Origin of the sequence: Streptoverticillium olivoreticuli subsp. olivoreticuli (genome assembly GCF_003391135.1) — a bacterium.
GTDB lineage: Bacteria > Actinomycetota > Actinomycetes > Streptomycetales > Streptomycetaceae > Streptomyces > Streptomyces blastmyceticus.
The window spans coordinates 6777057-6800455 of the sequence record NZ_CP031455.1; the positions used below are offsets into that span (position 1 = coordinate 6777057).

The window sequence follows — 23399 nt, forward strand, 5'->3', positions numbered from 1 at the left end:
ACAGTCGCCGCGCCGCCCCTCCCGAAGGTGCCATGCCTCCCACCCTCGCCTCGCTCGTCCACCACTCCGCGCTCAAGCTCGCCGTGCTCGCGGGGGAGGACCGGCTGGACACCCCCGTCCGCTGGGCGCACGTCAGCGAGCTCGCCGACCCCGTGCCGTGGATGGACGGCGGCGAGCTCCTCCTGATCACCGCGATGAAGATCGACGCGGAGGACCGGGAGGCGATGCGGAGTTATGTGCGCCGCCTGGTCCGGGCCGGGGTCGTCGGCCTCGGGTTCGCGGTCGGCGTCAACTACGACGAGGTGCCCCGGGCGCTGGTCGAGGCCGCCGAGGAGGAGGGGCTGCCGCTGCTGGAGGTGCCCCGGAAGACGCCGTTCATCGCCATCAGCAAGGCGGTCTCGGCGGCCATGGCCGCCGACCGGTACCGCGCGGTGACCGCGGGCTTCGAGGCGCAGCGCGAGCTGACCCGCGCCGCGCTCGGCCCCGAGGGGCCCGCCGCCCTGCTGGCCCGGCTCGCCGCCCACCTCGACGGGTGGGCCGCGCTGTACGACGCGTCGGGCGCGGTCGTCGCCGCGGCCCCCGACTGGGCCGCGCGCCGGGCCGCCCGGCTGACCCGCGACGTCGAACGGCTGCGGGAGCGGCCCGCGCCCGCCACCGCCGTCGTCGGCTCCGACCCCGCCGAGGAGGGCGCCGACCGGGTGGAGCTGCAGTCCCTGGGCTCGGGCCGCCGGGCCCGCGGCGTCCTCGCCGTCGGCACCGGCGCCCCGCTGGGCACCGCCGAGCGCTACGCCGTGCAGTCCGCGATCGCGCTGCTCACCCTCACCACCGAACGCTCCAGGACCCTCCAGGCCGCCGAACAGCGGCTCGGGGCGGCCGTGCTGCGGATGCTGCTCGCCGGAGAGCCGGACCACGCGCGGGCCGTCGCCGGTGACCTCTACGGCAGCCTGCTGGACGCCCCGTTCCGGGTGCTCGTCGCGGAGGCGGCGACGGAGGACGCCGAGCACGACGAGGGCGCACCCGACCCGCTCGGGGTGCTCGCGGACACCGTCGACACCGCGGCGGGCCGGGTGGCGGAGGCGGTCCTGGTCGTCCCCGACGGCCACCGGCTCGTCGTCCTCGCCTCCGACGGCGGTGTGGCGGTCGCCGCCTGCGCGGAGCACGCGCGGGCGATCGAGGCCCGGCGGGGCACGAGGGCGCGGCCGCGGGACCGCAGCGCCGCGCCGCCCGACGACGACCTCGTCGTCGGCCTGTCGGCCCCCGCCGGGACCGTCGCCGCCGCGGCCGCCTTCCGCCAGGCGGAACAGGCCCTGTCCGTGGCCCGCCGCCGGGGCCGGGTCCTGGTCGAGCACGAGGAGGTCGCGGCCGGCTCCGTGCTGCCGCTGCTCGCCGACGACGCGGTACGGGCCTTCGCGGACGGGCTGCTGCGGGCGCTGCGCGAACACGACGCGACGGGGCGGGGCGATCTCGTCGCCTCGTTGCGGGCGTGGCTCTCGCGGCACGGCCAGTGGGACGCGGCGGCGGCGGACCTCGGCGTGCACCGGCACACGCTGCGGTACCGGATGCGGCGGGTGGAGGAGATTCTGGGGCGCTCTTTGGACGACCCGGACGTGCGGATGGAATTGTGGCTGGCCCTGAAGGCGACGGCGTCGCCGGGCGGCGAGTAGGGCCCTGGCAGGCGGCTTCGTTCCCTACCGGGTGCGCAAATTCAGCCCGTCCGGCGTTTGAGGACGCGCCCGTAGGGCGCTCCCGCCGCAGGCGGCAACGGACCCGCACCCAAAACGACAACGACAATTCGGTGCAGGCGCCAATCCGCCCGCTCCACCAAGGACAATCCGCGCCCACCCGCCCCGCCCCTACCGTGGGGGAGCCACAATCATCCGTACCCCCCGGAGGGAAAACCGTGACTGCTCCCCACGCGTTCTGGCTGGCCGGCCGTGAGGCCCTCGGCGAGGAGACCTTCGACGTCACGAACTCCTGGGACGGCCGTCTCGTCGGCACCGTGAGCGTGCCCACCGAGGCGCAGGTCGAGGAGGCCGTGGCCGCCGCGCACGCCGTGCGGGACGAGTTCGCGGCGACCCCGGCGCACGTACGGGCCGCCGCCCTCGACCACGTCGTCAAGCGGCTGACCGAGCGCACCGAGGAGATCGCCCAGCTGATCTCCGCCGAGAACGGCAAGCCCATCAAGTGGGCCCGCGGCGAGGTCGGCCGCGCCGTGTCCGTCTTCCGCTGGGCCGCCGAGGAGGCCCGCCGGTTCAACGCCGGTGACGCCCAGCGCCTGGACACCGACGCCGGCGGCACCGGCCGTCTCGCGCTGACCCGCCGCTTCCCCCGGGGCACCGTCCTCGGCATCGCGCCCTTCAACTTCCCGCTCAACCTGAGCGCCCACAAGGTGGCCCCGGCGATCGCGGTGGGTGCGCCGATCATCCTGAAGCCCGCCCCGGCGACGCCGATCTCCTCGCTGGTGCTCGGCGAGATCCTCGCCGAGACGGACCTGCCCGCGGGTTCGTGGAGCGTGCTGCCCGTCCCGAACGACCGGATGCCCGCCCTCGTCCAGGACGAGCGGCTGCCGGTCATCTCCTTCACCGGCTCCGGCCCGGTCGGCTGGTCGATCCTCGACTCGGCGCCGCGCAAACACGTCACCCTGGAGCTCGGCGGCAACGGCGCGGCCGTCGTCCTCGCCGACTGGTCCTCCGAGGAGGACCTGGACTGGGCGGCGCAGCGCATCGCCACCTTCTCCAACTACCAGGGCGGCCAGTCCTGCATCTCCGTGCAGCGCGTCATCGCCGACGCCTCGCTCTACGAGCGGCTGCTGCCGAAGGTCGTGGCCGCCGTCGAGGCGCAGGTCACCGGTGACCCGTCCGACCCGGCGACCGAGGTCGGCCCGCTGGTCAGCGAGGACGCCGCCGAGCGCGTCGAGTCCTGGGTGGACGAGGCCGTCGCGGCGGGCGCGAAGCTGCTGGCCGGCGGCAAGCGCGAGGGTGCCACCTACGCGCCCACCGTGCTCGCGGAGGTCCCCGCCGACGTGACGATCGCGTGCGAGGAGGTCTTCGGCCCGGTCCTCACCATCACCCGGGTGGAGGGCGAGGCCGCCGCCTTCGCCGCCGTCAACGACTCGCCGTACGGCCTGCAGGCGGGCGTCTTCACGCACGACCTCCAGACCGCCTTCCGCGCGCACCGCGCGCTGGAGACCGGTGGCGTGATCATCGGTGACGTGCCGTCCTACCGCGCGGACCAGATGCCGTACGGCGGCGCCAAGCAGTCCGGTGTGGGCCGCGAGGGCGTGCGCTACGCGATGGACGACTACACCTACGAGCGGGTGCTGGTCATGACGGGCCTGGCCCTGTAATTACATGCTGTAACCACACGTGGGACCGAACGGCCGGGGTGTGCACGGGGGCACCCCGGCCGTTCGCGTTCCCGCCCGTGGGCATGGCCCGATCCTTACGATCCATGGCAGTCAGGCCACTCGTCGGCGCCCGGCCCCTCCGGCAGGCTGGACGCATCGGACAGCACGACCGCAAGGAGCGAATCACCATGACCGACACCTCCGCAGCCCCCGCCCGCATGCGCGCCGTCCGGCAGGAGACCGCGGGCGGCCCCGAGGTGCTGAAGCTCGTCGAGACCGACCGCCCCGAGCCGCTCCCGGGCGAGATCCTGGTCCGGGTGCGCGCCGCGGGTGTCAACCCCACCGACTGGAAGACCCGCGAGCGCGGCTCCTTCTACACGGGCGAAACCGTCCCGTTCACCCTCGGCTTCGACGTCTCCGGCGTGGTCGAGGCGATCGGCGACGGCGTCACCCTCCACGCCCCCGGCGACGAGGTCTACGGCATGCCCCGCTTCCCGCACCCGGCCGGTGCCTACGCGGAGTACGTGACCGCCCCCGCCCGCCACTTCGCGCCCAAGCCGCGCGGCCTCGACCACGTACAGGCCGCCGCCCTGCCGCTCGCGGCGCTCACCGCCTGGCAGGCGCTCGTCGACACCGCCGACGTCCGCGAGGGCCAGCGCGTGCTGATCCACGCGGCGGCGGGCGGCGTGGGCCACCTGGCCGTACAGATCGCCAAGGCCCGCGGCGCGTACGTCATCGGCACGGCGAGCGCCGCCAAGCACGACTTCCTCCGCGGCCTCGGCGCCGACGAACTGATCGACTACCGCGAGCAGGACTTCGCGGAGGTGGTCCACGACGTCGACACCGTCCTGGAGGCCATCAGCGGCGACTACCCCACCCGTTCCCTGCGCACCCTGCGCCCCGGCGGCATCCTCGTCTCCCTGCTGCCGCTGGCGGACGGCGTGCGCGAGGAGGCCCGCGAGCGGGGCGTCCGGGCCACCCGCATGATGGTCGAGCCCGACCTCGCGGGCCTGCGGGCCCTCACCGAGCTGGTCGAGACCGGCCGCCTGCGCACCGAGATCGCCGCCGCGCTGCCCCTGGCCGACGCGGCCAAGGCCCACGAGCTGGGCGAAACCGGCCGTACGTCCGGGAAGATCGTACTGACGGTCGAGGACTGACCCGATTTCCGTCACCCGGAAGCAGGGGTCCGGCGCGGGGGGCCGGATCGTTGCGCGAGGTCTGGTAGACGTCCCGGGGATCGGGTACATACGGTCGAGTAGCACCGGTCGGTAGCCGACCGGGACGGCCCCGACTGAAGCGGCGAGGTGCCTCATGACCGCACCATCCGTACGACCGGTCTCCGAGCGCGAAGCACGCCAGGTCGCCGAAGCGGCCCGGGAACAGGACTGGAAGAAGCCCAGCTTCGCCAAGGAACTGTTCCTGGGACGCCTCCGGCTCGATCTCATCCACCCGCACCCGACGCCCTCCCTGGAGGACGTGCGGCGCGGCGAGGAGTTCCTCGCCAAGCTCCGCGACTTCTGCGAGACCCGCATCGACGGCGCCCTCATCGAGCGCGAGGCGAAGATCCCGGACGAGACGGTCAACGGGCTCAAGGAGCTCGGCGCCTTCGGGATGAAGATCGACACCAAATACGGCGGCCTCGGCCTCACCGCCGTCTACTACAACAAGGCCCTCACCCTGGTGGGCTCCGCCAGCCCGGTCGTCGGCGCGCTGCTCTCGGCCCACCAGTCCATCGGCGTACCGCAGCCGCTCAAGCTCTTCGGCACCCAGGAGCAGAAGGACACCTTCCTGCCGCGCTGCGCCCGCACGGACATCACCGCCTTCCTGCTCACCGAGCCGGACGTCGGCTCCGACCCCGCGCGGCTGGCCACCTCGGCAGTCCCCGACGGCGAGGACTACGTCCTGGACGGCGTCAAGCTCTGGACCACCAACGGTGTCGTCGCCGACCTGCTGGTCGTGATGGCCCGGGTGCCCAAGAGCGAGGGCCACAAGGGCGGGATCACCGCCTTCGTGGTCGAGGCGGCGGCGGAGGGCGTCACCGTCGAACGCCGCAACGCCTTCATGGGCCTGCGCGGCATCGAGAACGGCGTCACCCGCTTCCACCAGGTACGGGTGCCCGCCGCCAACCGCATCGGCCCCGAGGGCGCGGGCCTCAAGATCGCCCTGACCACCCTCAACACCGGCCGGCTGTCCATCCCGGCGATGTGCGTCTCCGGGGGCAAGTGGGCCCTGAAGATCGCCCGCGAGTGGTCCACCGCCCGTGAGCAGTGGGGCAAGTCGATCGCCCTGCACGAGGCCGTCGGCGCGAAGATCTCCTTCATCGCCGCGACCACCTTCGCCCTGGAGGCCATCCTCGACCTGTCCGGCCAGATGGCCGACGAGGACCGCAACGACATCCGCATCGAGGCCGCCCTCGCCAAGCTCTACGCCAGCGAGATGGCCTGGCTGATGACCGACGAACTGGTCCAGATCCGCGGCGGCCGCGGCTACGAGACCGCCGACTCCCTCGCCGCCCGCGGCGAGCGCGCCGTCCCCGCCGAACAGATGCTGCGCGACTCCCGCATCAACCGGATCTTCGAGGGCTCCACCGAGATCATGCACCTGCTGATCGCCCGCGAGGCCGTCGACGCCCACCTCTCCGTCGCGGGCGACCTCATCGACCCGGAGAAGTCCCTGGGCGACAAGGCCAGGGCGGGCGCCCGCGCGGGCGGCTTCTACGCCCGCTGGCTGCCCAAGCTCGTCGCCGGGCCCGGGCAGCTGCCCCGCACCTACGCCGAGTTCCACCCGGCCGGCCACCGCGACCTCGCCACCCACCTGCGCTACGTCGAGCGCTCCTCCCGCAAGCTCGCCCGCTCCACCTTCTACGCCATGTCCCGCTGGCAGGGCCGGATGGAGACCAAGCAGGGCTTCCTCGGCCGGATCGTCGACATCGGCGCCGAGCTCTTCGCCATGAGCGCCGCCTGCGTGCGCGCCGAGCGGCTGCGCGCCGAGGGCGACCACGGCAGCGAGGCGTACGAGCTCGCCGACGTCTTCTGCCGCCAGTCCAGGATCCGTGTCGAGGAGCTCTTCGGCCGGCTGTGGACCAACACCGACGACCTCGACCGCAAGCTGGTCTCCGGGGTCATGTCGGGCGCGTACGAGTGGCTGGAGTCCGGCATCGTCGACCCCAGCGGCGACGGCCCCTGGATCGCCGACGCCACCCCGGGCCCGGCCAGGACGGACAACGTCCACCGGCCCATCCGCTGATCCGTACCCGGCACGGACGCGGCCCCGAGGAGGGCGGCCGGGGGGATCCCTGTCCGCCTTCCGGCCGGGAGAGGCAACAATGGAGTCCATGACGGACTCTCTCGCTGACCCGCATCTGCGCTACTCCGCCCCCACCGCCGCGGGCGGACCGCGCGAGGTCGTGATCCTCGGCTCGACCGGCTCGATCGGCACCCAGGCCATCGATCTCGTGCTCCGCAACCCCGACCGCTTCACGGTGACGGGCCTGTCCGCCGCCGGCGGCCGGGTGGGACTGCTCGCCGAGCAGGCGCGGCTGCTGCGGGTCCGCACGGTGGCCGTCGCCCAGGCCGACAAGGTGCCCGCGCTGCGCGAGGCGCTGGCCGCGCAGTACGGCTCCGAGCCGCTGCCCGAGATCCTGGCGGGGCCCGACGCGGCCACCGACCTCGCCCGCAGCGAGTGCCACACCGTGCTCAACGGCATCACCGGCTCCATCGGCCTCGCGCCCACCCTCGCCGCCCTGGAGGCGGGCCGGACGCTGGCCCTGGCCAACAAGGAGTCGCTGATCGTCGGCGGCCCGCTGGTCAAGGCGCTGGCCAAGCCGGGGCAGATCATCCCCGTCGACTCCGAGCACGCCGCGCTCTTCCAGGCGCTGCTCGGCGGCACCCGCGCCGAGGTCCGCAAGCTGGTCGTCACCGCCTCCGGGGGGCCCTTCCGGGGCCGCACCAAGGCCGAGCTGGCCGCCGTCACCCCCGCGGACGCCCTCGCCCACCCCACCTGGTCGATGGGCCCGGTGATCACGATCAACTCCGCGACCCTCGTCAACAAGGGCCTGGAGGTCATCGAGGCGCACCTCCTCTACGACATCCCCTTCGACCGCATCGAGGTCGTCGTCCACCCGCAGTCCTACGTCCACTCGATGGTGGAATTCACCGACGGCTCGACGCTCGCCCAGGCCACCCCGCCCGACATGCGCGGCCCCATCGCCATCGGCCTCGGCTGGCCCGAGCGGATCCCGGACGCGGCCCCCGCCTTCGATTGGTCCAAGGCCTCCACCTGGGAATTCTTCCCGCTCGACGAGGAGGCCTTCCCCTCCGTGGGCCTGGCCCGGCACGTCGGCACCCTCGGTGGCACCGCGCCCGCGGTCTTCAACGCCGCCAACGAGGAGTGCGTCGACGCGTTCCTCTCCGGCGCGCTGCCGTTCAATGGCATTGTCGATACCGTCGCCGAGGTGGTGGCGGAACACGGCACACCCGCCACGGGAACCCACCTCACCCTCCCGGACGTCCTGCAAGCGGAGACCTGGGCCCGCGCCCGGGCCCGTGAACTGGCAGCGCGCCCGGCCCCGGCGGCCCGCACCGCGCAGACGACCTCGGAGGCCCGCGCATGACAACCCTGATGACGGTCCTCGGGATAGTCGTCTTCGTGGTGGGCCTGCTCTTCTCGATCGCCTGGCACGAACTGGGGCACCTCTCCACCGCGAAGCTCTTCGGCATCCGGGTGCCGCAGTACATGGTCGGCTTCGGGCCGACGATCTTCTCGCGGAAGAAGGGCGACACCGAGTACGGCATCAAGGCCGTCCCGCTCGGCGGCTACATCCGCATGATCGGCATGTTCCCGCCCGGCGCGGACGGGAAGATCAGCGCGCGCTCCACCTCGCCCTGGCGAGGCATGATCGAGGACGCACGCTCGGCCGCCTTCGAGGAGCTCCAGCCGGGCGACGAGACGCGGCTCTTCTACACGCGCAAGCCGTGGAAGCGCGTGATCGTGATGTTCGCCGGCCCGTTCATGAACCTCGTCCTGGCCGTCGCGATCTTCCTCGGCGTGATGATGTCCTTCGGCATCAACACCCAGACCACCCAGGTCTCCACCGTCTCGGCCTGTGTGGTCAAGGCCACCGACAAGACCGACGCCTGCCCCAAGGGCGCCAAGGACTCCCCGGCCAAGGCCGCGGGCCTCCAGCCGCGCGACAAGATCGTCGCCTTCAACGGCCACCGGACCGACGACTGGGCCACGCTCCAGCGCGAGATCCGCAAGACCACCGGACCGGCCACGATCACCGTCGTGCGGGACGGCGCGCAGAAGACCCTGAACGCCGACCTGATCTCCAACCAGGTCCAGAAGTACGACGGCAAGGGCAGCCCCATCAAGGGGCAGTACGTCACCGCCGGCTTCCTCGGCTTCACGCCCGCCACCGGTGTCGTGCCGCAGTCCTTCGGCCAGTCCGTGGGCCGGATGGGCGACATGGTCCAGTCCGGCGTCGAGTCGCTGATCGCCCTGCCCGGCAAGATCCCCGACCTGTGGAACGCCGCCTTCGACGGCGGCGAGCGCAAGGCGGACTCGCCCATGGGCGTCGTGGGCGCGGCCCGCGTCGGCGGCGAGGTCTTCAACCTCGACATCCCGCCGTCCCAGCAGGTGGCGACCATGCTCTTCCTGGTCGCGGGCTTCAACCTCTCGCTGTTCCTGTTCAACATGCTGCCGCTGCTCCCGCTCGACGGCGGGCACATCGCCGGGGCGCTGTGGGAGTCCCTGCGCAGGGCCTTCGCCCGGGTCTTCCGCCGCCCCGACCCGGGCCCGTTCGACGTCGCGAAGCTGATGCCGGTGGCCTATGTGGTGGCCGGAATCTTCGTCTGCTTCACGCTGCTGGTCCTGATCGCCGACGTGGTGAACCCGGTCCGGCTGACGTAGCTCCGCACACGCCCCGGGCGCCGGGCGGGCCGGGTTCCTCCGGCCCGCCCGGCGCCCGCGGACACGGAGCCCGGGCCAGGGGATGTGCCCCGAAGGGGGCGCGTGCCGTAACCTCGAAGCCCGGAGCCCGCCGATCTCGGGACCTTGATTCACACCTTGGGGTTGCTCGCCAGATGACAGCGATTTCGCTTGGAATGCCTTCCGTTCCGATCAAGCTCGCCGACCGCAGGGTCAGCCGCAAGATCCAGGTCGGTTCCGTGGCCGTCGGAGGCGACGCACCCGTCTCGGTGCAGTCGATGACGACGACCAGGACCTCGGACATCGGCGCCACGCTCCAGCAGATCGCCGAGCTCACGGCGTCCGGCTGCCAGATCGTGCGCGTGGCCTGCCCGACCCAGGACGACGCCGACGCGCTGGCGGTCATCGCCAAGAAGTCGCAGATCCCGGTGATCGCCGACATCCACTTCCAGCCGAAGTACGTCTTCGCCGCGATCGACGCGGGCTGCGCCGCCGTGCGGGTCAACCCCGGCAACATCAAGCAGTTCGACGACAAGGTCAAGGAGATCGCCAAGGCGGCCCTGCAGACCGGCACCCCGATCCGCATCGGCGTCAACGCCGGCTCCCTGGACGCCCGCCTGCTGGCGAAGTACGGCAAGGCCACCCCCGAGGCGCTGGTGGAGTCCGCGCTGTGGGAGGCGTCCCTCTTCGAGGAGCACGGCTTCCGGGACATCAAGATCTCGGTGAAGCACAACGACCCGGTCGTCATGGTCAACGCCTACCGGCAGCTGGCCGCCCAGTGCGACTACCCCCTCCACCTCGGCGTCACCGAGGCGGGCCCCGCCTTCCAGGGCACCATCAAGTCCGCCGTCGCCTTCGGCGCCCTGCTCTCCGAGGGCATCGGCGACACCATCCGCGTCTCCCTCTCCGCCCCGCCGGCCGAGGAGATCAAGGTCGGCATGCAGATCCTGGAGTCGCTCGGCCTGCGCCAGCGCCGCCTGGAGATCGTCTCCTGCCCGTCCTGCGGCCGCGCCCAGGTCGACGTCTACAAGCTCGCCGAAGAGGTGACCGCGGGCCTTGAGGGCATGGAGGTCCCGCTGCGCGTCGCCGTCATGGGCTGCGTCGTCAACGGCCCCGGCGAGGCCCGCGAGGCCGACCTCGGTGTGGCCTCCGGCAACGGCAAGGGCCAGATCTTCGTCAAGGGCGAGGTCATCAAGACCGTCCCCGAGTCCAAGATCGTGGAGACCCTCATCGAGGAAGCCCTCAAGATCGCCGATCAGATGCGCAAGGACGGCGTCGCCTCCGGCGAGCCCGAGATCAGCGTCAGCGGCTGATCCCCCTCCCGTCGCGTCCTGTGCCCCGCTCCCCGGAGCGGGGCACAGCCGTCTTCCGAAAGGCGGCTCCCGGAGCGCCAAAGGCCAGGCAGGGGAGGTGTGCGGGGACCTTGAGAGGTACAGTTCCAAGACCTGTTCCCATGGCCTCCGGCCCCGCGACGGTGAGGCATTCCGACACGTGTTGACGACGACCACCACCAAGGTCCTGGAGCCCGGCGAACTCGACGACGCGCTCGCCGTCCTCGACCGGGATCCCGTCACCAACGCCTTCGTCGCCGCCCGTGTCCAGGTCGCCGGGCTCGACCCCTGGCGGCTCGGCGGCGAGATGTGGGGCTGGTACGCGGGCGGTCGCCTCGAATCCCTCTGCTACGCCGGGGCCAACCTCGTCCCCATCTGCGCGGGCCCCGAGGCCGCGCGCGCCTTCGCCGAACGCGCCCGCCGCGCGGGCCGCCGCTGCTCCTCCATCGTCGGCCCCGCCGACGCCACCGCCGAGCTGTGGTCGCTCCTCGAACCCCACTGGGGCCCGGCCCGCGAGGTCCGCGCCCACCAGCCGCTGATGGAGACCCGGGCCATGCCCGCGGACATCGCGCCCGACCCGCTCGTCCGCCGGATCCGCAAGGACGAGATGGACGTGATCATGCCGGCGTGCGTGGCCATGTTCACCGAGGAGGTCGGCATCTCGCCCATGGCGGGCGACGGCGGGCTGCTCTACCAGGCGCGGGTCGCCGAGCTGGTCGGCTCGGGGCGCTCCTTCGCCCGGATCGAGAACGGCCGGGTCGTCTTCAAGGCGGAGATCGGCGCCGCCACCGCCCGCGCCTGCCAGATCCAGGGCGTCTGGGTCGCCCCCGAACACCGCGGCCGCGGCCTGTCCGAGACCGGGATGGCGGCGGTGCTGCGCTACGCGCTGCGCGAGGTCTCGCCCGTCGTCAGCCTCTATGTGAACGACTACAACACCGCGGCCCGGGCCGCGTACCGGCGCGTGGGCTTCGAGGAAGTCGGCGCGTTCATGAGCGTGTTGTTCTGAGACCGGCCCGAACCCGGGCCCGATCCGGCCGCCCCGCCCCGCGGGGGAGGTAGCCTCCCCGCATGGATGACATCGTGGTCGGGCCGCTCGACCTCGCCGCGCGCGTCGACGAGGCGCTGGGCGTACAGGCGCTGGCCTTCGGGCTCACCGAGGAAGAGGTGGGCGTACGGCGCCACATCGTGCTCCGGCACCTCGGCTGTCCCGGCGCCCGCGCCCTCGGCGCGACGACGGAGACCGGGCGGCTCGTCGGCTTCGTCTACGGCATGCCGAACAGCCGCGGCCACTGGTGGTCCGGCGTCGTCGAACCGTATCTGCGCGCCACCGGCTCCGACGGCTGGCTCGACGACGCCTTCGTCATCACCGAGCTGCACGTCCACCCCGACTTCCAGAAGAGGGGCATCGGGCGGGCCCTGATCACGACCATCGCCGCGACCGCGACCGAGCCCCGCAGCATCCTCTCCGCCATCGACACCGAGAGCCCGGCCCGCGCCCTCTACCGCAGCCTCGGCTACCGCGACCTCGCCCGGCAGGTCGTCTTCCCGAGCGCCCCGAGCCCCTATGTGGTGATGGGGGCACCGCTGCCGCTGCTGAGCTGACCGCGGCGCCGGAAACCCGTTTCTGCGCCGTCGGTCGCTGCCGCTAATCTCCTGCCAATCGCACTACGTACGCAGGAGACCACGATGGCCCACGTCCAGCGCATGTCCACGACGATGCTCAAGACACTGCGCGACGATCCGGCCGACGCGGAGACCGCCAGCCACAAGCTGCTGGTCCGCGCCGGTTACGTCCGCCGTTCCGCCGCGGGGATCTGGACCTGGCTGCCGCTCGGCAAGAAGGTGCTGGACAACGTCTCCCGGGTGGTGCGGGAGGAGATGGACGCCATCGGCGGCCAGGAGGTCCTGCTGCCCGCGCTGCTGCCCAAGGAGCCGTACGAGGCGAGCGGGCGCTGGGGGGAGTACGGCGACCTGCTGTTCCGGCTGAAGGACCGCAAGGGCGCCGAGTATCTCCTCGGACCCACCCACGAGGAGATCTTCACCCTCACGGTCAAGGACCAGTGCACGTCCTACAAGGACCTGCCCGTGATCCTCTATCAGATCCAGACGAAGTACCGCGACGAGGCGCGGCCCCGCTCGGGCGTGCTCCGCGGCCGCGAGTTCCAGATGAAGGACTCCTACTCCTTCGACACCACCGACGAGGGCCTCGCCGAGTCCTACCGCCTGCACCGCGAGGCCTACACCCGGATCTTCGCCCGGCTCGGCCTGGACTACCGGATCGTCTCCGCCGTCTCGGGCGCCATGGGCGGCTCGGCGTCCGAGGAGTTCCTCGCCCCGGCCGCGGCCGGGGAGGACACCTTCGTGGACTGCCCGAAGTGCGACTACGCCGCCAACACCGAGGCCGTGACCGTCCGGGCCGAGCCCTCCGACCCCGCGGGACACGGGCCCGTCGAGGAGCTCGACACCCCCGACACCCCCACCATCGAGGCCCTCGCCGACCACCTCGGCGTGCCCGCCTCCGCCACCCTCAAGAACCTCCTCGTCAAGATCGACGGCGAGATCACGGCCATCGGCGTGCCGGGCGACCGCGAGGTGGACCTCGGCAAGCTGGGCGAGCACCTGGCGCCCGCCGTCGTGGAGTTGGTGACGGCCGAGGACTTCGCGGACCGGCCCGACCTCGTACGGGGCTACGTCGGCCCGCAGGGACTGACGGTGTGTTATATCGCCGACCCCCGGGTGGCGCCCGGCACGGCCTGGATCACCGGGGCCAACAAGGCGGACACGCACGCCCGGAACGTGGTCTGCGGGCGGGACTTCAAGGTCGACCGGTACCTCGACGTCGTCGTGGTCCGGCCCGGCGACCCCTGCCCCCGCTGCGGCGCGGGCCTGGAGATCGGCCGGGCGATCGAGATCGGCCACATCTTCCAGCTCGGCAGGAAGTACGCCGACACCTTCGGCCTCGACGTCCTCGGACAGCAGGGCAAGCCGGTCCGGGTCACCATGGGTTCGTACGGCATCGGCGTCTCCCGCGCGGTCGCCGCGCTCGCCGAGCAGACCCATGACGGGGCGGGGCTGTGCTGGCCGCGGGAGATCGCCCCCGCGGACGTCCATGTGGTCGCGGCGGGCAAGGCGCTGCAGACCGAACTGGCGCTGGACATCGCGGAGAAGCTCGGTGCCTCCGGCGTGCGCGTGCTGGTCGACGACCGGGCGGGCGTCTCGCCGGGCGTGAAGTTCACGGACGCGGAGCTGATCGGTGTGCCGACGATTCTGGTCGTGGGGCGTGGGGCCGCCGACGGTGTGGTGGAGCTGAAGGATCGGCGTACGGGGGCTCGCGAGGAGCTGCCGGTGCCAGAGGCGCTGGAGCGGGTGCGGTCACTGGCCTGACGGGCGGTTTTCTTTCCCCTACCCGCCCCTTCCCGAAACTGGGGGCCAAGCCCCCAGACCCCCGGGGTACGCAAAATTCAGCCCGTCCGGCGTTTGAGGACCGGGGTCCGGGGCGGAGCCCCGGTTCGGGAAGGGGCGGGTAGGGGAAAAGCCACCCGCTACAGCAACCCCGCGAACTCCAGCAAGAGTTCACCCCGCCCCCGGCGCCCGGCGGCAAGCTCGGTCACTCCGGAGGACACCGCACGGAACAGCGCCCACCCCCGCACCCGCTCCACCGGCACATCCAGCGAATCCGAAAGCTTCGACACCCGCCGCCGCGCCGCGGCAGCCGCGCCCGGCGCGGCCAGCAGCGTGTCGACGCGGTCGCGGACCAGCCACGCCAGGTCGTACGCCCGCTCGCCGGTCAGCGGCCGCGGGCCGACGGCCAGCCACGGTGCCCGGTCACCGGCCAGCACATTGCCCTGGTGGAACTCCCCGTGCAGCAGCACGGGTTCCTCCGTCGCGTCCGCCGCCAGCGCGTCCCGGAGCTCCAGCGCCTCGTCGACGGCGGTCCGGGCGTCCGCCGCCCACGGCTGTTCCCGGTGCTCGCGCAGGGTCGCCGCGAGGGCCGCCGTGTGCTCGGCGACGTCACCGAACGGGTGGCCTTCACCGGCCGGCACCCACAGCCGCTGGAGCACCGCGGCCGCCTCCAGCTGCGCCTTCGGCTCCGCGAGCGAGCGCAGGCTGATGTCGCCGTGCAGCCGTTCCAGCAGCAGCGCCCCGGCCTCCGGGTCCACCCGCAGCGGCCGCACCGCGTACAGGCCGTCCCACCGGGCGAGCGCCGCGTGCTCCAGTGCCGCCGTGCCGTCGGGCGGGCACAGCTTGAGGGCGGCGGGGGTGCCGTCGGGCAGCCGCACGAGGAGGACCATGCTGGTCCGCCCGCCGGGCTCCTGCACCCGTTCGAGTGTCAATTCCCAGCGCCGCAGGCACTCCTGGGCGGTTTCCGGCAGCGCGGCGAGCCAGCGGCGCACCGGGCCGTCCGGGGGTTCGGAGCTCAGGGTCCGCACCAGCCGCTCCGGCGGTTCGAGGCGGTTGTTCGCGTTGGTCATCCCTGCGCTGTCCTTTTCGTCTTCGCTGGTCAGGCGCGGTCCGGCGAACCGCTGGGGGAGGCGGTCGGCCCCCCGGCCGCGGCCCGCTCGACGAGCCCAGGGAAGGCTACGCTGCCCCCGCTCCAGCGCACCGCCCGCACCGCCGCCTCCCGCAGCGCGGCGGCCGCGTCCCGGCGGAGGGCGCCCGTGGCGGCCCGTACGAGATCGGCGTAGACGTCCGCGACGCGGCTCTCCAGCTCCGCGCCCAGCCGCACCGCGGCCGCCGCGTCGGACACCGGGAACGGCAGCGCGTAGGCCGCGGCCGCCGCCTCGGGCGCGCCGCCCAGGTCCCGTACGGCGCGGCTCATCGCGTCGCGCCGCACCCGGTGCGCGTCGTACGCCTCGCGGGCCAGGGCGGCGTGCGCCTCGTCGACGCGCGCGCCGACCACCCCGTACCCGTACACCGCCGCGTGTTCCGCGGCGAGGGCCGCCTGCGCCGCGTCCAGGGTCCGGCTCCGCGCGGTGGCGGAGGGGGACTGCGTCATGAGCCGCCTCCGAGCAGGAAGACATGGCCCGCGCCCGCCGCCGCGACGGACGCCAGCAGCCGGGCGAGCTCGGGCGGCGCGCCGACGAGAGCGGCCGTACGGGCGTCCAGGACGCGCCGCTCGGCTTCGGCGAGTTGGGCCAGGGCCTCCTTCTCGTCCCCGGGGACGCCCGCCGCCGAAGGGGGAGGGGAGGAGGGCGAAGCGGAACCGGAAGCGGAGGACGAGGTGGCCGCTCCGAACGCCTCCGCGTGCAGGGCGACCTCGGCCCGCAGCGGCCGCAGCCGGGGCGCGAGCGCGTCGTGCGCGCCGATCGTCGCGTCGTACCGCTCCAGCAGTCCCACCGAGTCCCGCCCGGCGGCGTCCCGCAGCCGGTTGGCCGTGGACGTCCGCTCGCCGGTGCCCGCGGCACCGTCCGAGCACCCGGTCAAAAGCGCCGCGGCGCCGCCGGTCAGCAGGGCCGCGCCGCCCGCCAGTACCCCGCGTCTGCGCGGGCCGGCAGCGCCCCGCGTCGTCGTCGTGAGCGCCACGATCCTCTTTCCGCCAGGTCCCGTCATGATCACCGCCCGCGAGCGTACCCGCGCGCGGGCGCGAGGCCGGGGAGCAGGGACCGAATCGTCAGTCGGCTGCCGGAACAGATAGGCTTTGACCTGACACGCGACTTTCCCACAACAGCACACGCGGCCGAGGAGTCACCCGGATGAGCACCACCCAGAGCGAGAGGCTGCGCGAGCTGCTGGCCCCTCTCGTCAGCGCGCGAGAGCTGGATCTGGAAGAGGTCGAGGTGACCACCGCGGGCAAGCGCCGCGTGCTGCGCATTGTGGTGGACTCCGACGCGGGCGTCGAGCTGGACGAGTGCGCCGAGGTCAGCCGCGCCGTCTCCGAGAAGCTCGACGAGACCGACGCCATGGGCGGAGCCCCGTACGTCCTGGAGGTCACCTCTCCCGGCGCCGACCGCCCCCTGACCGAGCACCGCCACTATGTGCGCGCCACCGGCCGCCTGATGAAGGCGCAGCTGACCGAGGGCGGCGAGCTCGTCGCCCGGATCGTCGCCGTGGACGACGAGGGCCTGGACCTGGAGGTCCCCGGGGTGAAGGGCCGCAAGCCCACCTCCCGGCGGCTCGCCTTCGGCGAGATCGCGAAGGCCCGCGTCGAGGTCGAGTTCAACCGCAAGTCCGACGACAAGGCCGCCGAGGCCATTGACGAAACCGACGAGAGCCAAGAGGAGGCGTAGCCGTGGACATCGACATGAGTGCCCTGCGGGGTCTGGTGCGAGAGAAGGAGATCTCCTTCGACCTGTTGGTCGAGGCGATCGAGTCGGCCCTCCTCATCGCGTACCACCGCACCGAGGGAAGCCGCCGCCGCGCCCGCGTGGAGCTGGACCGGGCCACCGGCCATGTGACGGTCTGGGCCAAGGAGGACCCGCAGGACCTGGAGGAGGGCGAGGAGCCCCGCGAGTTCGACGACACCCCGTCCGGTTTCGGCCGGATCGCCGCGACCACCGCCAAGCAGGTCATCCTCCAGCGTCTGCGCGACGCCGAGGACGAGATCACTTTCGGTGAGTTCGCGGGCCGTGAGGGCGACGTCGTCGCGGGCATCGTCCAGCAGGGCAAGGACCCGAAGAACGTCCTGGTCGACATCGGCAAGCTGGAGGCCATCCTGCCGGTGCAGGAGCAGGTCCCCGGCGAGGAGTACAAGCACGGCACCCGCCTGCGGACGTACGTCGTCCGGGTGGCGAAGGGCGTCCGCGGCCCGTCCGTGACGCTCTCGCGCACCCACCCCAGCCTGGTGAAGAAGCTCTTCGCCATGGAGGTGCCGGAGATCGCCGACGGTTCGGTGGAGATCGCCGCCATCGCCCGCGAGGCCGGCCACCGCACCAAGATCGCGGTGCGCTCGACCCGCTCCGGGCTGAACGCCAAGGGCGCCTGCATCGGCCCGATGGGCGGCCGTGTCCGCGCGGTCATGGCCGAGCTGCACGGCGAGAAGATCGACATCGTCGACTGGTCGGACGACCCGGCCGAGCTGGTGGCCCACGCGCTATCCCCCGCACGGGTGAGCAAGGTCGAGGTCGTGGACTTCGGCGCGCGCTCCGCCCGGGTGACCGTGCCGGACTACCAGCTGTCCCTCGCCATCGGCAAGGAGGGGCAGAACGCCCGCCTCGCCGCCCGCCTCACCGGCTGGCGCATCGACATCCGCCCCGACACGGAGCAGTCCGACCAGGACTGATGTCGAGGCCGGCGCCCCCGGGGCGCCGGTCCGTGGACTTCGGGGCCCGCCGCGGGCGGGCCCCGGGAGCAGGCCGCACAGTGTGGCCGAAACGTATTCGTGCCCGATCACGGACCCCCAGGGGCGAGGTCGGTGCGGGGAGGTAGACTTAATCAGTGTCTGGCCGGACGCATGCCCGCGCATGCCCTGAGCGAACCTGTGTGGGATGCCGGGAGCGAGCGGCCAAGGGCGATCTGTTGCGGATCGTGATGATCGAGGGCGCCTGCGTCCCCGACCCTCGCGGTACGCTGCCCGGCCGGGGTGCCTCCGTGCACCCCACACTGGTCTGTCTCGACCTGGCGGTCCGCCGCAGGGCGTTCCCCCGGGCCTTCAAGGCCCAGGGGCCGCTCGAGGTGGCGGCGCTGCGCCGATTCATCGAGCGGATCGATGAGTAAGGACAGCACCGGCAGGCAACACCGTAAGAAGAACGGCACGGGAAACCGTGCGGTCAGGTACCTCGCGAGTTGGAAGTAGGTCGAGATTGCGATGAGCACTCGATGAGTACGCGATGAGTACGCCCATGAAGTAGCGACGGTCCGGTGGACACCCCGGACCTAGAAGGAGCGAAGTGGCTAAGGTCCGGGTATACGAACTCGCCAAGGAGTTCGGCGTTGAGAGCAAGGTCGTCATGGCCAAGCTCCAAGAACTTGGTGAATTCGTCCGTTCGGCGTCCTCGACGATCGAGGCGCCGGTTGTCCGCAAGTTGACTGACGCACTGCAGGGCCCCGGCGGCAACGCCAAGCCCGGTGCGAAGCCCGCGGCGCCGCGCAAGGCTGCGCCCGCGAAGCCGGGTGCCCCCACTCCGGGCGCCCCCCGTCCCGCCGCCCCGGCCCCCAAGCCGGCCGCGGAGGCGACCCCCTCTCCCAAGCCCGCAGGTGCGGCGCCGACCCCCGGTCCGCGCCCCGGCCCGAAGCCCGCCCCGGCGGCTCCGGCCAAGCCTGCCCCTGTCACCCCGGTCCCGGCCGCGGAGTTCTCCGCCCCGGCCCCGGCTCAGCAGGCCCCGTCCCAGCAGCAGGCCCCGTCTGCTCCGCGCCCCGGCGCCACCCCCGGCCCGCGTCCGGCACGTCCGGCGCCCGCCGGTCGTGACGGCGGTCAGCGCGAGGGCGGCCGTCCCGAGCGCGCCCCCCGCCCCGGCGGCCAGGGTGCACCGCGCCCCGGTGGCGCACGTCCGGCCGGTCCCCGTCCGGGCAACAACCCCTTCACCTCCGGTGGCTCCACCGGCATGGCCCGCCCGCAGGCCCCCCGTCCCGGTGGCGCCCCGCGTCCCGGCGGCGAGCGTCCCGGCCCGGGTGCCCCGCGTCCGCAGGGCGGCCCCGGCGGCGCCCCGCGTCCGCAGGGTCAGGGCGGCGCCCGTCCGACCCCGGGCGGCATGCCCCGTCCGCAGGGTGGTCCCGGTGGCGCTCCGCGTCCCGGCGGCGCCCCCGCGGGCAACCGTCCGAACCCCGGCATGATGCCGCAGCGTCCCGCTGCCGGCCCGCGTCCGGGCCCCGGCGGCGGCGGTCGCGGTCCCGGCGGCGGCGCAGGCCGTCCCGGCGGCGGTGCCGGTCGTCCGGGTGGCGGCGGCTTCGCCGGCCGTCCGGCCGGTCCCGGTGGCGGCGGTCGTCCCGGTGGCGGCGGCGGCTTCGCCGGTCGTCCCGGTGGCGGCGGCGCTCCCGGTGGTGGCGGCGGCTTCGGCGGTCGTCCCGGCTTCGGCGGTCGTCCCGGCGGCCCGGGTGCCCGTGGTGGCACGCAGGGTGCCTTCGGCCGTCCCGGCGGTCCGGCGCGCCGTGGTCGCAAGTCGAAGCGGCAGAGGCGCCAGGAGTACGAGGCCATGCAGGCCCCGTCCGTCGGCGGCGTGATGCTGCCGCGCGGTGGCGGCGAGACCATTCGCCTGTCCCGCGGTGCCTCCCTCACCGACTTCGCGGAGAAGATCGGCGCCAACCCGGCGTCGCTCGTCGCCGTGATGATGAACCTCGGCGAGATGGTCACGGCGACCCAGTCGGTCTCCGACGAGACGCTGACGCTCCTCGGCGACGAGATGAACTACACCGTTCAGATCGTCAGCCCCGAGGAGGAGGACCGCGAGCTGCTCGAGTCGTTCTCCATCGAGTTCGGTGAGGACGAGGGCGGCGAGGAGATGCTCGTCTCCCGTCCGCCGGTCGTGACCGTCATGGGTCACGTCGACCACGGTAAGACCCGACTGCTGGACGCCATCCGCAAGACGAACGTCGTCGCGGGCGAGGCCGGCGGTATCACGCAGCACATCGGTGCGTACCAGGTCGCCACCGAGGTCAACGGCGAAGAGCGCGCGATCACCTTCATCGACACCCCGGGTCACGAGGCGTTCACCGCCATGCGTGCCCGTGGTGCGAAGTCCACCGACATCGCGATCCTCGTGGTGGCGGCGAACGACGGTGTGATGCCGCAGACGATCGAGGCGCTGAACCACGCCAAGGCGGCCGACGTGCCGATCGTGGTCGCGGTCAACAAGATCGACGTCGAGGGCGCCGACCCGACCAAGGTGCGCGGTCAGCTCACCGAGTTCGGTCTGGTGGCCGAGGAGTACGGCGGCGACACCATGTTCGTCGACATCTCCGCCAAGCAGGGTCTGAACATCGACAGCCTGCTGGAGGCCGTGGTCCTCACCGCGGACGCCTCGCTCGACCTGCGCGCCAACGCGGAGCAGGACGCGCAGGGTATTGCGATCGAGGCCCACCTCGACCGTGGCCGCGGCGCCGTGGCCACCGTGCTCGTCCAGCGCGGTACCCTCCGCGTCGGTGACACGATGGTCGCCGGTGACGCCTACGGCCGTGTCCGCGCGATGCTCGACGACAAGGGCCAGAACGTCGAGGAAGCGGGTCCGTCGACCCCCGTCCTCGTCCTGGGTCTGACCAACGTCCCGGGCGCCGGCGACAACTTCCTCGTCGTCGACGAGGACCGCACGGCCCGCCAGATCGCCGAGAAGCGCGCTGCGCGTGAGCGCAACGCCGCCTTCGCCAAGCGCACCCGCCGGGTGTCCCTCGAGGACCTCGACAAGGTGCTCAAGGCCGGCCTGGTGCAGGACCTCAACATCATCATCAAGGGCGACGCGTCCGGTTCGGTGGAGGCTCTCGAGTCCTCGCTGCTCCAGCTCGACGTCGGCGAAGAGGTCGAGATCCGGATCCTGCACCGCGGTGTGGGTGCGGTCACCGAGTCCGACATCAACCTGGCGACCGGCTCCGACGCCATCGTCATCGGCTTCAACGTCCGCGCCGAGGGCCGTGCCACGCAGATGGCCGAGCGCGAGGGCGTCGACGTCCGCTACTACTCGGTCATCTACCAGGCGATCGAGGAGATCGAGGCGGCCCTCAAGGGCATGCTGAAGCCGGAGTACGAAGAGGTCGAGCTCGGTACGGCGGAGATCCGCGAGATCTTCCGCTCGTCCAAGCTGGGCAACATCGCGGGTGTCCTCATCCGTTCCGGCGAGGTCAAGCGCAACACCAAGGCGCGCCTCATCCGCGACGGCAAGGTCATCGCGGAGGAGCTCAACATCGTCGGCCTGCGTCGTTTCAAGGACGACGTCACCGAGATCCGCGAAGGCTTCGAGGGCGGTATCAACCTCGGAAACTTCAACGACATCAAGATCGACGACGTCATCGCGACGTACGAGATGCGCGAGAAGCCGCGCGGCTGATACGCGTATGTGGCAGCCCGCGCGTAGCGCGGTCCACCAGGGGTGGTGGCCGGGCGACGGGCGGGCCCGGGGCCGGTCGGCGGAGAATATTTCCGTCGATCGGCCCCGGCCGTTGCATGTACGGTTCTAAGAGCTCGTACACACCAGCTACACCTCACGCCTCCCGGGTGGGCCTCACCCGTCACGCATGTATGTAGGGACTCTGTCCTTCGACCTCCTCCTCGGCGATGTCCGATCGTTGAAGGAGAAGCGCTCCGTCGTCCGCCCGATCGTCGCCGAGCTGGCCCGCAGATTCGCGGTCAGTGTGGCGGAGGTCGGCGACCAGGATCTTCACCGCAGGGCCCGGATCGGGCTCGCGGTGGTCTCCGGGGACACGGGGCACCTCACGGACGTACTGGACCGCTGCGAGCGGCTTGTCGCCGGGCGGCCGGAGGTGGAACTGCTGTCGGTGAGACGGCGGATCCACGGCGACGACGACTGATGACTGAATCGAAGAAGAAAGAAGTAGGCGCATGACCGACAACGCGCGGGCGCGCAAGCTGGCCGACCGTATCCGGGAGATTGTCGCGGAGACGCTCCAGCGCCGGATCAAGGACCCGCGGCTCGGCTATGTGACCATCACGGACACCCGGGTCACCGGTGACCTCCGCGAGGCGACCGTGTTCTACACGGTCTACGGCGACGACGAGGAGCGCGCCGCCTCCGCGGCCGCCCTGGAGAGCGCCAAGGGCATCCTGCGCTCCACGGTCGGCCGGGAGACCGGGGTGCGCTTCACCCCGACCCTGACCTTCGTCGCGGACGCCCTGCCCGACAACGCCCGGACGATCGACGACCTGCTCGCCAAGGCCAAGGCCAAGGACGCGGAGGTCCGTGAGGTCTCCTCGGGCAAGACGTACGCCGGTGACGCGGACCCGTACCGCAAGCCCGGCGAGGACGAGGACGCGGCGTCCGAATGAAGCAGAAGGCACCGGCACCGCCGGACGGTCTGGTCATCGTCGACAAGCCGTCCGGCTTCACCTCGCACGACGTGGTCGCCAAGATGCGCGGCATCGCGCGGACGCGGCGCGTCGGCCACGCGGGGACGCTCGACCCGATGGCGACCGGCGTGCTCGTCCTCGGGATCGAGCGGGCGACCAAGCTGCTCGGCCACCTCGCGCTGACCGAGAAGGAGTACGTCGCGACGATCCGCCTCGGGCAGAACACCCTGACGGACGACGCGGAGGGCGAGATCACCTCGTCCACCGACGCCTCCGGGGTCACCCGTGAGGCGATCGACGCGGGCGTGGCCAAGCTGACGGGCGCCATCATGCAGGTCCCGTCGAAGGTCAGCGCGATCAAGATAGACGGCAAGCGGTCCTACGCCCGGGCCCGCGAGGGCGAGGACTTCGAGATCCCGGCCCGCCCGGTGACGGTCTCCTCCTTCGCGGTGCACGCCGTGCACCCGGCACAGGCGGAGGACGGCACCCCGGTCCAGGACCTGCTGGTCTCCGTCGTCTGCTCGTCCGGCACCTACGTCCGGGCCCTCGCCCGCGACCTGGGCGCGGACACGGGCGTCGGCGGCCACCTGACGGCGCTGCGGCGCACCAGGGTCGGCCCCTACGGGCTGGGCGAGGCCCGGACGCTGGAGCAGATCCAGGAGGACCTGGCCATCATGCCCGTCGCGGAGGCGGCGGCCGCGGCCTTCCAGCGCTGGGATGTCAACGACGAGCAGGCGCGCCTGCTCGGCAACGGCGTGCGGATCAAGATGCCGCTCTTCGAGGGCACGGGGCCGGTCGCGGTCTTCGGCCCGGACGGCCGCTTCCTGGTCCTGGTGGAGAACCAGGGCGGCAAGGCCAAGAGCCTGGCCGTCTTCGGCTGAGACCGGACGCCCGACAGCAGTACCGG

20 protein-coding genes are annotated in these 23399 nt (G+C 72.6%); 17 read left to right on the top strand and 3 right to left on the bottom strand.

Features of this window, described 5'->3' with window-relative positions; genetic code table 11:
* Positions 1–32 precede the first annotated feature (32 nt).
* From DXZ73_RS30175 to DXZ73_RS30220, 10 genes are all read left to right on the top strand, one after another.
* Entirely contained in the window at positions 33–1664 is a 1632-nt protein-coding gene (locus tag DXZ73_RS30175; protein ID WP_116214155.1) for a PucR family transcriptional regulator, read from the top strand.
* Between the two features lie 236 nt (positions 1665–1900).
* Positions 1901–3346 carry an aldehyde dehydrogenase family protein gene (locus tag DXZ73_RS30180; RefSeq protein WP_116214156.1) on the top strand — a complete coding sequence of 482 codons (1446 nt, stop codon included), beginning with the start codon at positions 1901–1903 and terminating at the stop codon, positions 3344–3346.
* A gap of 188 nt (positions 3347–3534) precedes the next feature.
* Entirely contained in the window at positions 3535–4503 is a 969-nt protein-coding gene (locus tag DXZ73_RS30185) for an NADP-dependent oxidoreductase (protein ID WP_116214157.1), read from the top strand.
* Between the two features lie 154 nt (positions 4504–4657).
* On the top strand, positions 4658–6592 hold the full coding sequence (locus tag DXZ73_RS30190; protein WP_116214158.1) for an acyl-CoA dehydrogenase family protein: 1935 nt from the start codon (positions 4658–4660) through the stop codon (positions 6590–6592).
* A gap of 88 nt (positions 6593–6680) precedes the next feature.
* On the top strand, positions 6681–7958 hold the full coding sequence (gene dxr, locus DXZ73_RS30195) for a 1-deoxy-D-xylulose-5-phosphate reductoisomerase (protein ID WP_116215958.1): 1278 nt from the start codon (positions 6681–6683) through the stop codon (positions 7956–7958).
* Positions 7955–9256 (top strand): M50 family metallopeptidase, encoded by a 1302-nt coding sequence (locus DXZ73_RS30200; RefSeq protein WP_116214159.1) that lies wholly within the window; start codon positions 7955–7957, stop codon positions 9254–9256. The genes dxr and DXZ73_RS30200 overlap by 4 nt, the downstream gene beginning before the upstream one ends.
* A gap of 173 nt (positions 9257–9429) precedes the next feature.
* Positions 9430–10587, top strand: coding sequence for a flavodoxin-dependent (E)-4-hydroxy-3-methylbut-2-enyl-diphosphate synthase (ispG, locus tag DXZ73_RS30205; RefSeq protein ID WP_116214160.1), 1158 nt, complete (start codon positions 9430–9432; stop codon positions 10585–10587).
* A 178-nt stretch (positions 10588–10765) separates the two neighbouring features.
* Positions 10766–11611 (top strand): GNAT family N-acetyltransferase, encoded by an 846-nt coding sequence (locus DXZ73_RS30210; protein WP_116214161.1) that lies wholly within the window; start codon positions 10766–10768, stop codon positions 11609–11611.
* 62 nt (positions 11612–11673) lie between these two features.
* The gene (locus DXZ73_RS30215; protein WP_116214162.1) at positions 11674–12207 is read left to right on the top strand and encodes a GNAT family N-acetyltransferase; all 534 of its coding nucleotides are present in this window, start codon (positions 11674–11676) and stop codon (positions 12205–12207) included.
* An 84-nt stretch (positions 12208–12291) separates the two neighbouring features.
* A complete protein-coding gene (locus DXZ73_RS30220) occupies positions 12292–13989 on the top strand; it encodes a proline--tRNA ligase (RefSeq protein ID WP_116214163.1) in 1698 nt (565 codons plus the stop codon).
* Positions 13990–14147: 158 nt separating this feature from the next.
* Here the strand turns inward: DXZ73_RS30220 and DXZ73_RS30225 are convergent, their stop codons facing one another.
* From DXZ73_RS30225 to DXZ73_RS30235, 3 genes are read right to left on the bottom strand one after another with little or no spacing between them, the layout of a single operon-like run.
* On the bottom strand, positions 14148–15077 hold the full coding sequence (locus DXZ73_RS30225; RefSeq protein ID WP_116214164.1) for an aminoglycoside phosphotransferase family protein: 930 nt from the start codon (positions 15075–15077) through the stop codon (positions 14148–14150).
* Between the two features lie 29 nt (positions 15078–15106).
* On the bottom strand, positions 15107–15601 hold the full coding sequence (locus DXZ73_RS30230; RefSeq protein ID WP_116214165.1) for a ferritin-like domain-containing protein: 495 nt from the start codon (positions 15599–15601) through the stop codon (positions 15107–15109).
* Complete coding sequence (locus tag DXZ73_RS30235) at positions 15598–16155, bottom strand: hypothetical protein (RefSeq protein WP_240351545.1); 558 nt, start codon at positions 16153–16155, stop codon at positions 15598–15600. Before DXZ73_RS30235 ends, DXZ73_RS30230 begins: the two co-directional genes overlap by 4 nt.
* A gap of 143 nt (positions 16156–16298) precedes the next feature.
* Here DXZ73_RS30235 and rimP point away from each other — a divergent pair, with 143 nt between their 5' ends.
* From rimP to truB, 7 genes are all read left to right on the top strand, one after another.
* Complete coding sequence (gene rimP / locus DXZ73_RS30240) at positions 16299–16832, top strand: ribosome maturation factor RimP (RefSeq protein WP_116214167.1); 534 nt, start codon at positions 16299–16301, stop codon at positions 16830–16832.
* 2 nt (positions 16833–16834) lie between these two features.
* Positions 16835–17824 (top strand): transcription termination factor NusA, encoded by a 990-nt coding sequence (gene nusA / locus DXZ73_RS30245; RefSeq protein ID WP_116214168.1) that lies wholly within the window; start codon positions 16835–16837, stop codon positions 17822–17824.
* A gap of 155 nt (positions 17825–17979) precedes the next feature.
* Positions 17980–18258: a YlxR family protein gene (locus DXZ73_RS30250; protein WP_116214169.1), complete on the top strand. Its 279-nt coding sequence runs from the start codon at positions 17980–17982 to the stop codon at positions 18256–18258.
* Between the two features lie 173 nt (positions 18259–18431).
* Positions 18432–21515: a translation initiation factor IF-2 gene (infB, locus tag DXZ73_RS30255; RefSeq protein WP_116214170.1), complete on the top strand. Its 3084-nt coding sequence runs from the start codon at positions 18432–18434 to the stop codon at positions 21513–21515.
* A gap of 187 nt (positions 21516–21702) precedes the next feature.
* Positions 21703–21996, top strand: coding sequence for a DUF503 domain-containing protein (locus DXZ73_RS30260; protein ID WP_116214171.1), 294 nt, complete (start codon positions 21703–21705; stop codon positions 21994–21996).
* 31 nt (positions 21997–22027) lie between these two features.
* Entirely contained in the window at positions 22028–22471 is a 444-nt protein-coding gene (gene rbfA / locus DXZ73_RS30265; RefSeq protein WP_116214172.1) for a 30S ribosome-binding factor RbfA, read from the top strand.
* Complete coding sequence (gene truB / locus DXZ73_RS30270; protein ID WP_116214173.1) at positions 22468–23373, top strand: tRNA pseudouridine(55) synthase TruB; 906 nt, start codon at positions 22468–22470, stop codon at positions 23371–23373. Before rbfA ends, truB begins: the two co-directional genes overlap by 4 nt.
* The last annotated feature ends 26 nt before the right edge of the window (positions 23374–23399 follow it).

What these genes read in the sequence shown, in the direction of transcription:
- DXZ73_RS30225 (WP_116214164.1), bottom strand. Translation starts at nt 15,077, where the DNA reads ATGACCAACGCGAACAACCGCCTCGAACCGCCGGAGCGGCTGGTGCGG.
- DXZ73_RS30190 (WP_116214158.1), top strand. Translation starts at nt 4,658, where the DNA reads ATGACCGCACCATCCGTACGACCGGTCTCCGAGCGCGAAGCACGCCAG.
- DXZ73_RS30230 (WP_116214165.1), bottom strand. Translation starts at nt 15,601, where the DNA reads ATGACGCAGTCCCCCTCCGCCACCGCGCGGAGCCGGACCCTGGACGCG.
- dxr (WP_116215958.1), top strand. Translation starts at nt 6,681, where the DNA reads ATGACGGACTCTCTCGCTGACCCGCATCTGCGCTACTCCGCCCCCACC.
- DXZ73_RS30185 (WP_116214157.1), top strand. Translation starts at nt 3,535, where the DNA reads ATGACCGACACCTCCGCAGCCCCCGCCCGCATGCGCGCCGTCCGGCAG.
- DXZ73_RS30215 (WP_116214162.1), top strand. Translation starts at nt 11,674, where the DNA reads ATGGATGACATCGTGGTCGGGCCGCTCGACCTCGCCGCGCGCGTCGAC.
- DXZ73_RS30260 (WP_116214171.1), top strand. Translation starts at nt 21,703, where the DNA reads ATGTATGTAGGGACTCTGTCCTTCGACCTCCTCCTCGGCGATGTCCGA.
- ispG (WP_116214160.1), top strand. Translation starts at nt 9,430, where the DNA reads ATGACAGCGATTTCGCTTGGAATGCCTTCCGTTCCGATCAAGCTCGCC.
- truB (WP_116214173.1), top strand. Translation starts at nt 22,468, where the DNA reads ATGAAGCAGAAGGCACCGGCACCGCCGGACGGTCTGGTCATCGTCGAC.
- DXZ73_RS30235 (WP_240351545.1), bottom strand. Translation starts at nt 16,155, where the DNA reads ATGACGGGACCTGGCGGAAAGAGGATCGTGGCGCTCACGACGACGACG.
- DXZ73_RS30220 (WP_116214163.1), top strand. Translation starts at nt 12,292, where the DNA reads ATGGCCCACGTCCAGCGCATGTCCACGACGATGCTCAAGACACTGCGC.
- DXZ73_RS30175 (WP_116214155.1), top strand. Translation starts at nt 33, where the DNA reads ATGCCTCCCACCCTCGCCTCGCTCGTCCACCACTCCGCGCTCAAGCTC.
- rimP (WP_116214167.1), top strand. Translation starts at nt 16,299, where the DNA reads ATGAGCACCACCCAGAGCGAGAGGCTGCGCGAGCTGCTGGCCCCTCTC.
- rbfA (WP_116214172.1), top strand. Translation starts at nt 22,028, where the DNA reads ATGACCGACAACGCGCGGGCGCGCAAGCTGGCCGACCGTATCCGGGAG.
- DXZ73_RS30200 (WP_116214159.1), top strand. Translation starts at nt 7,955, where the DNA reads ATGACAACCCTGATGACGGTCCTCGGGATAGTCGTCTTCGTGGTGGGC.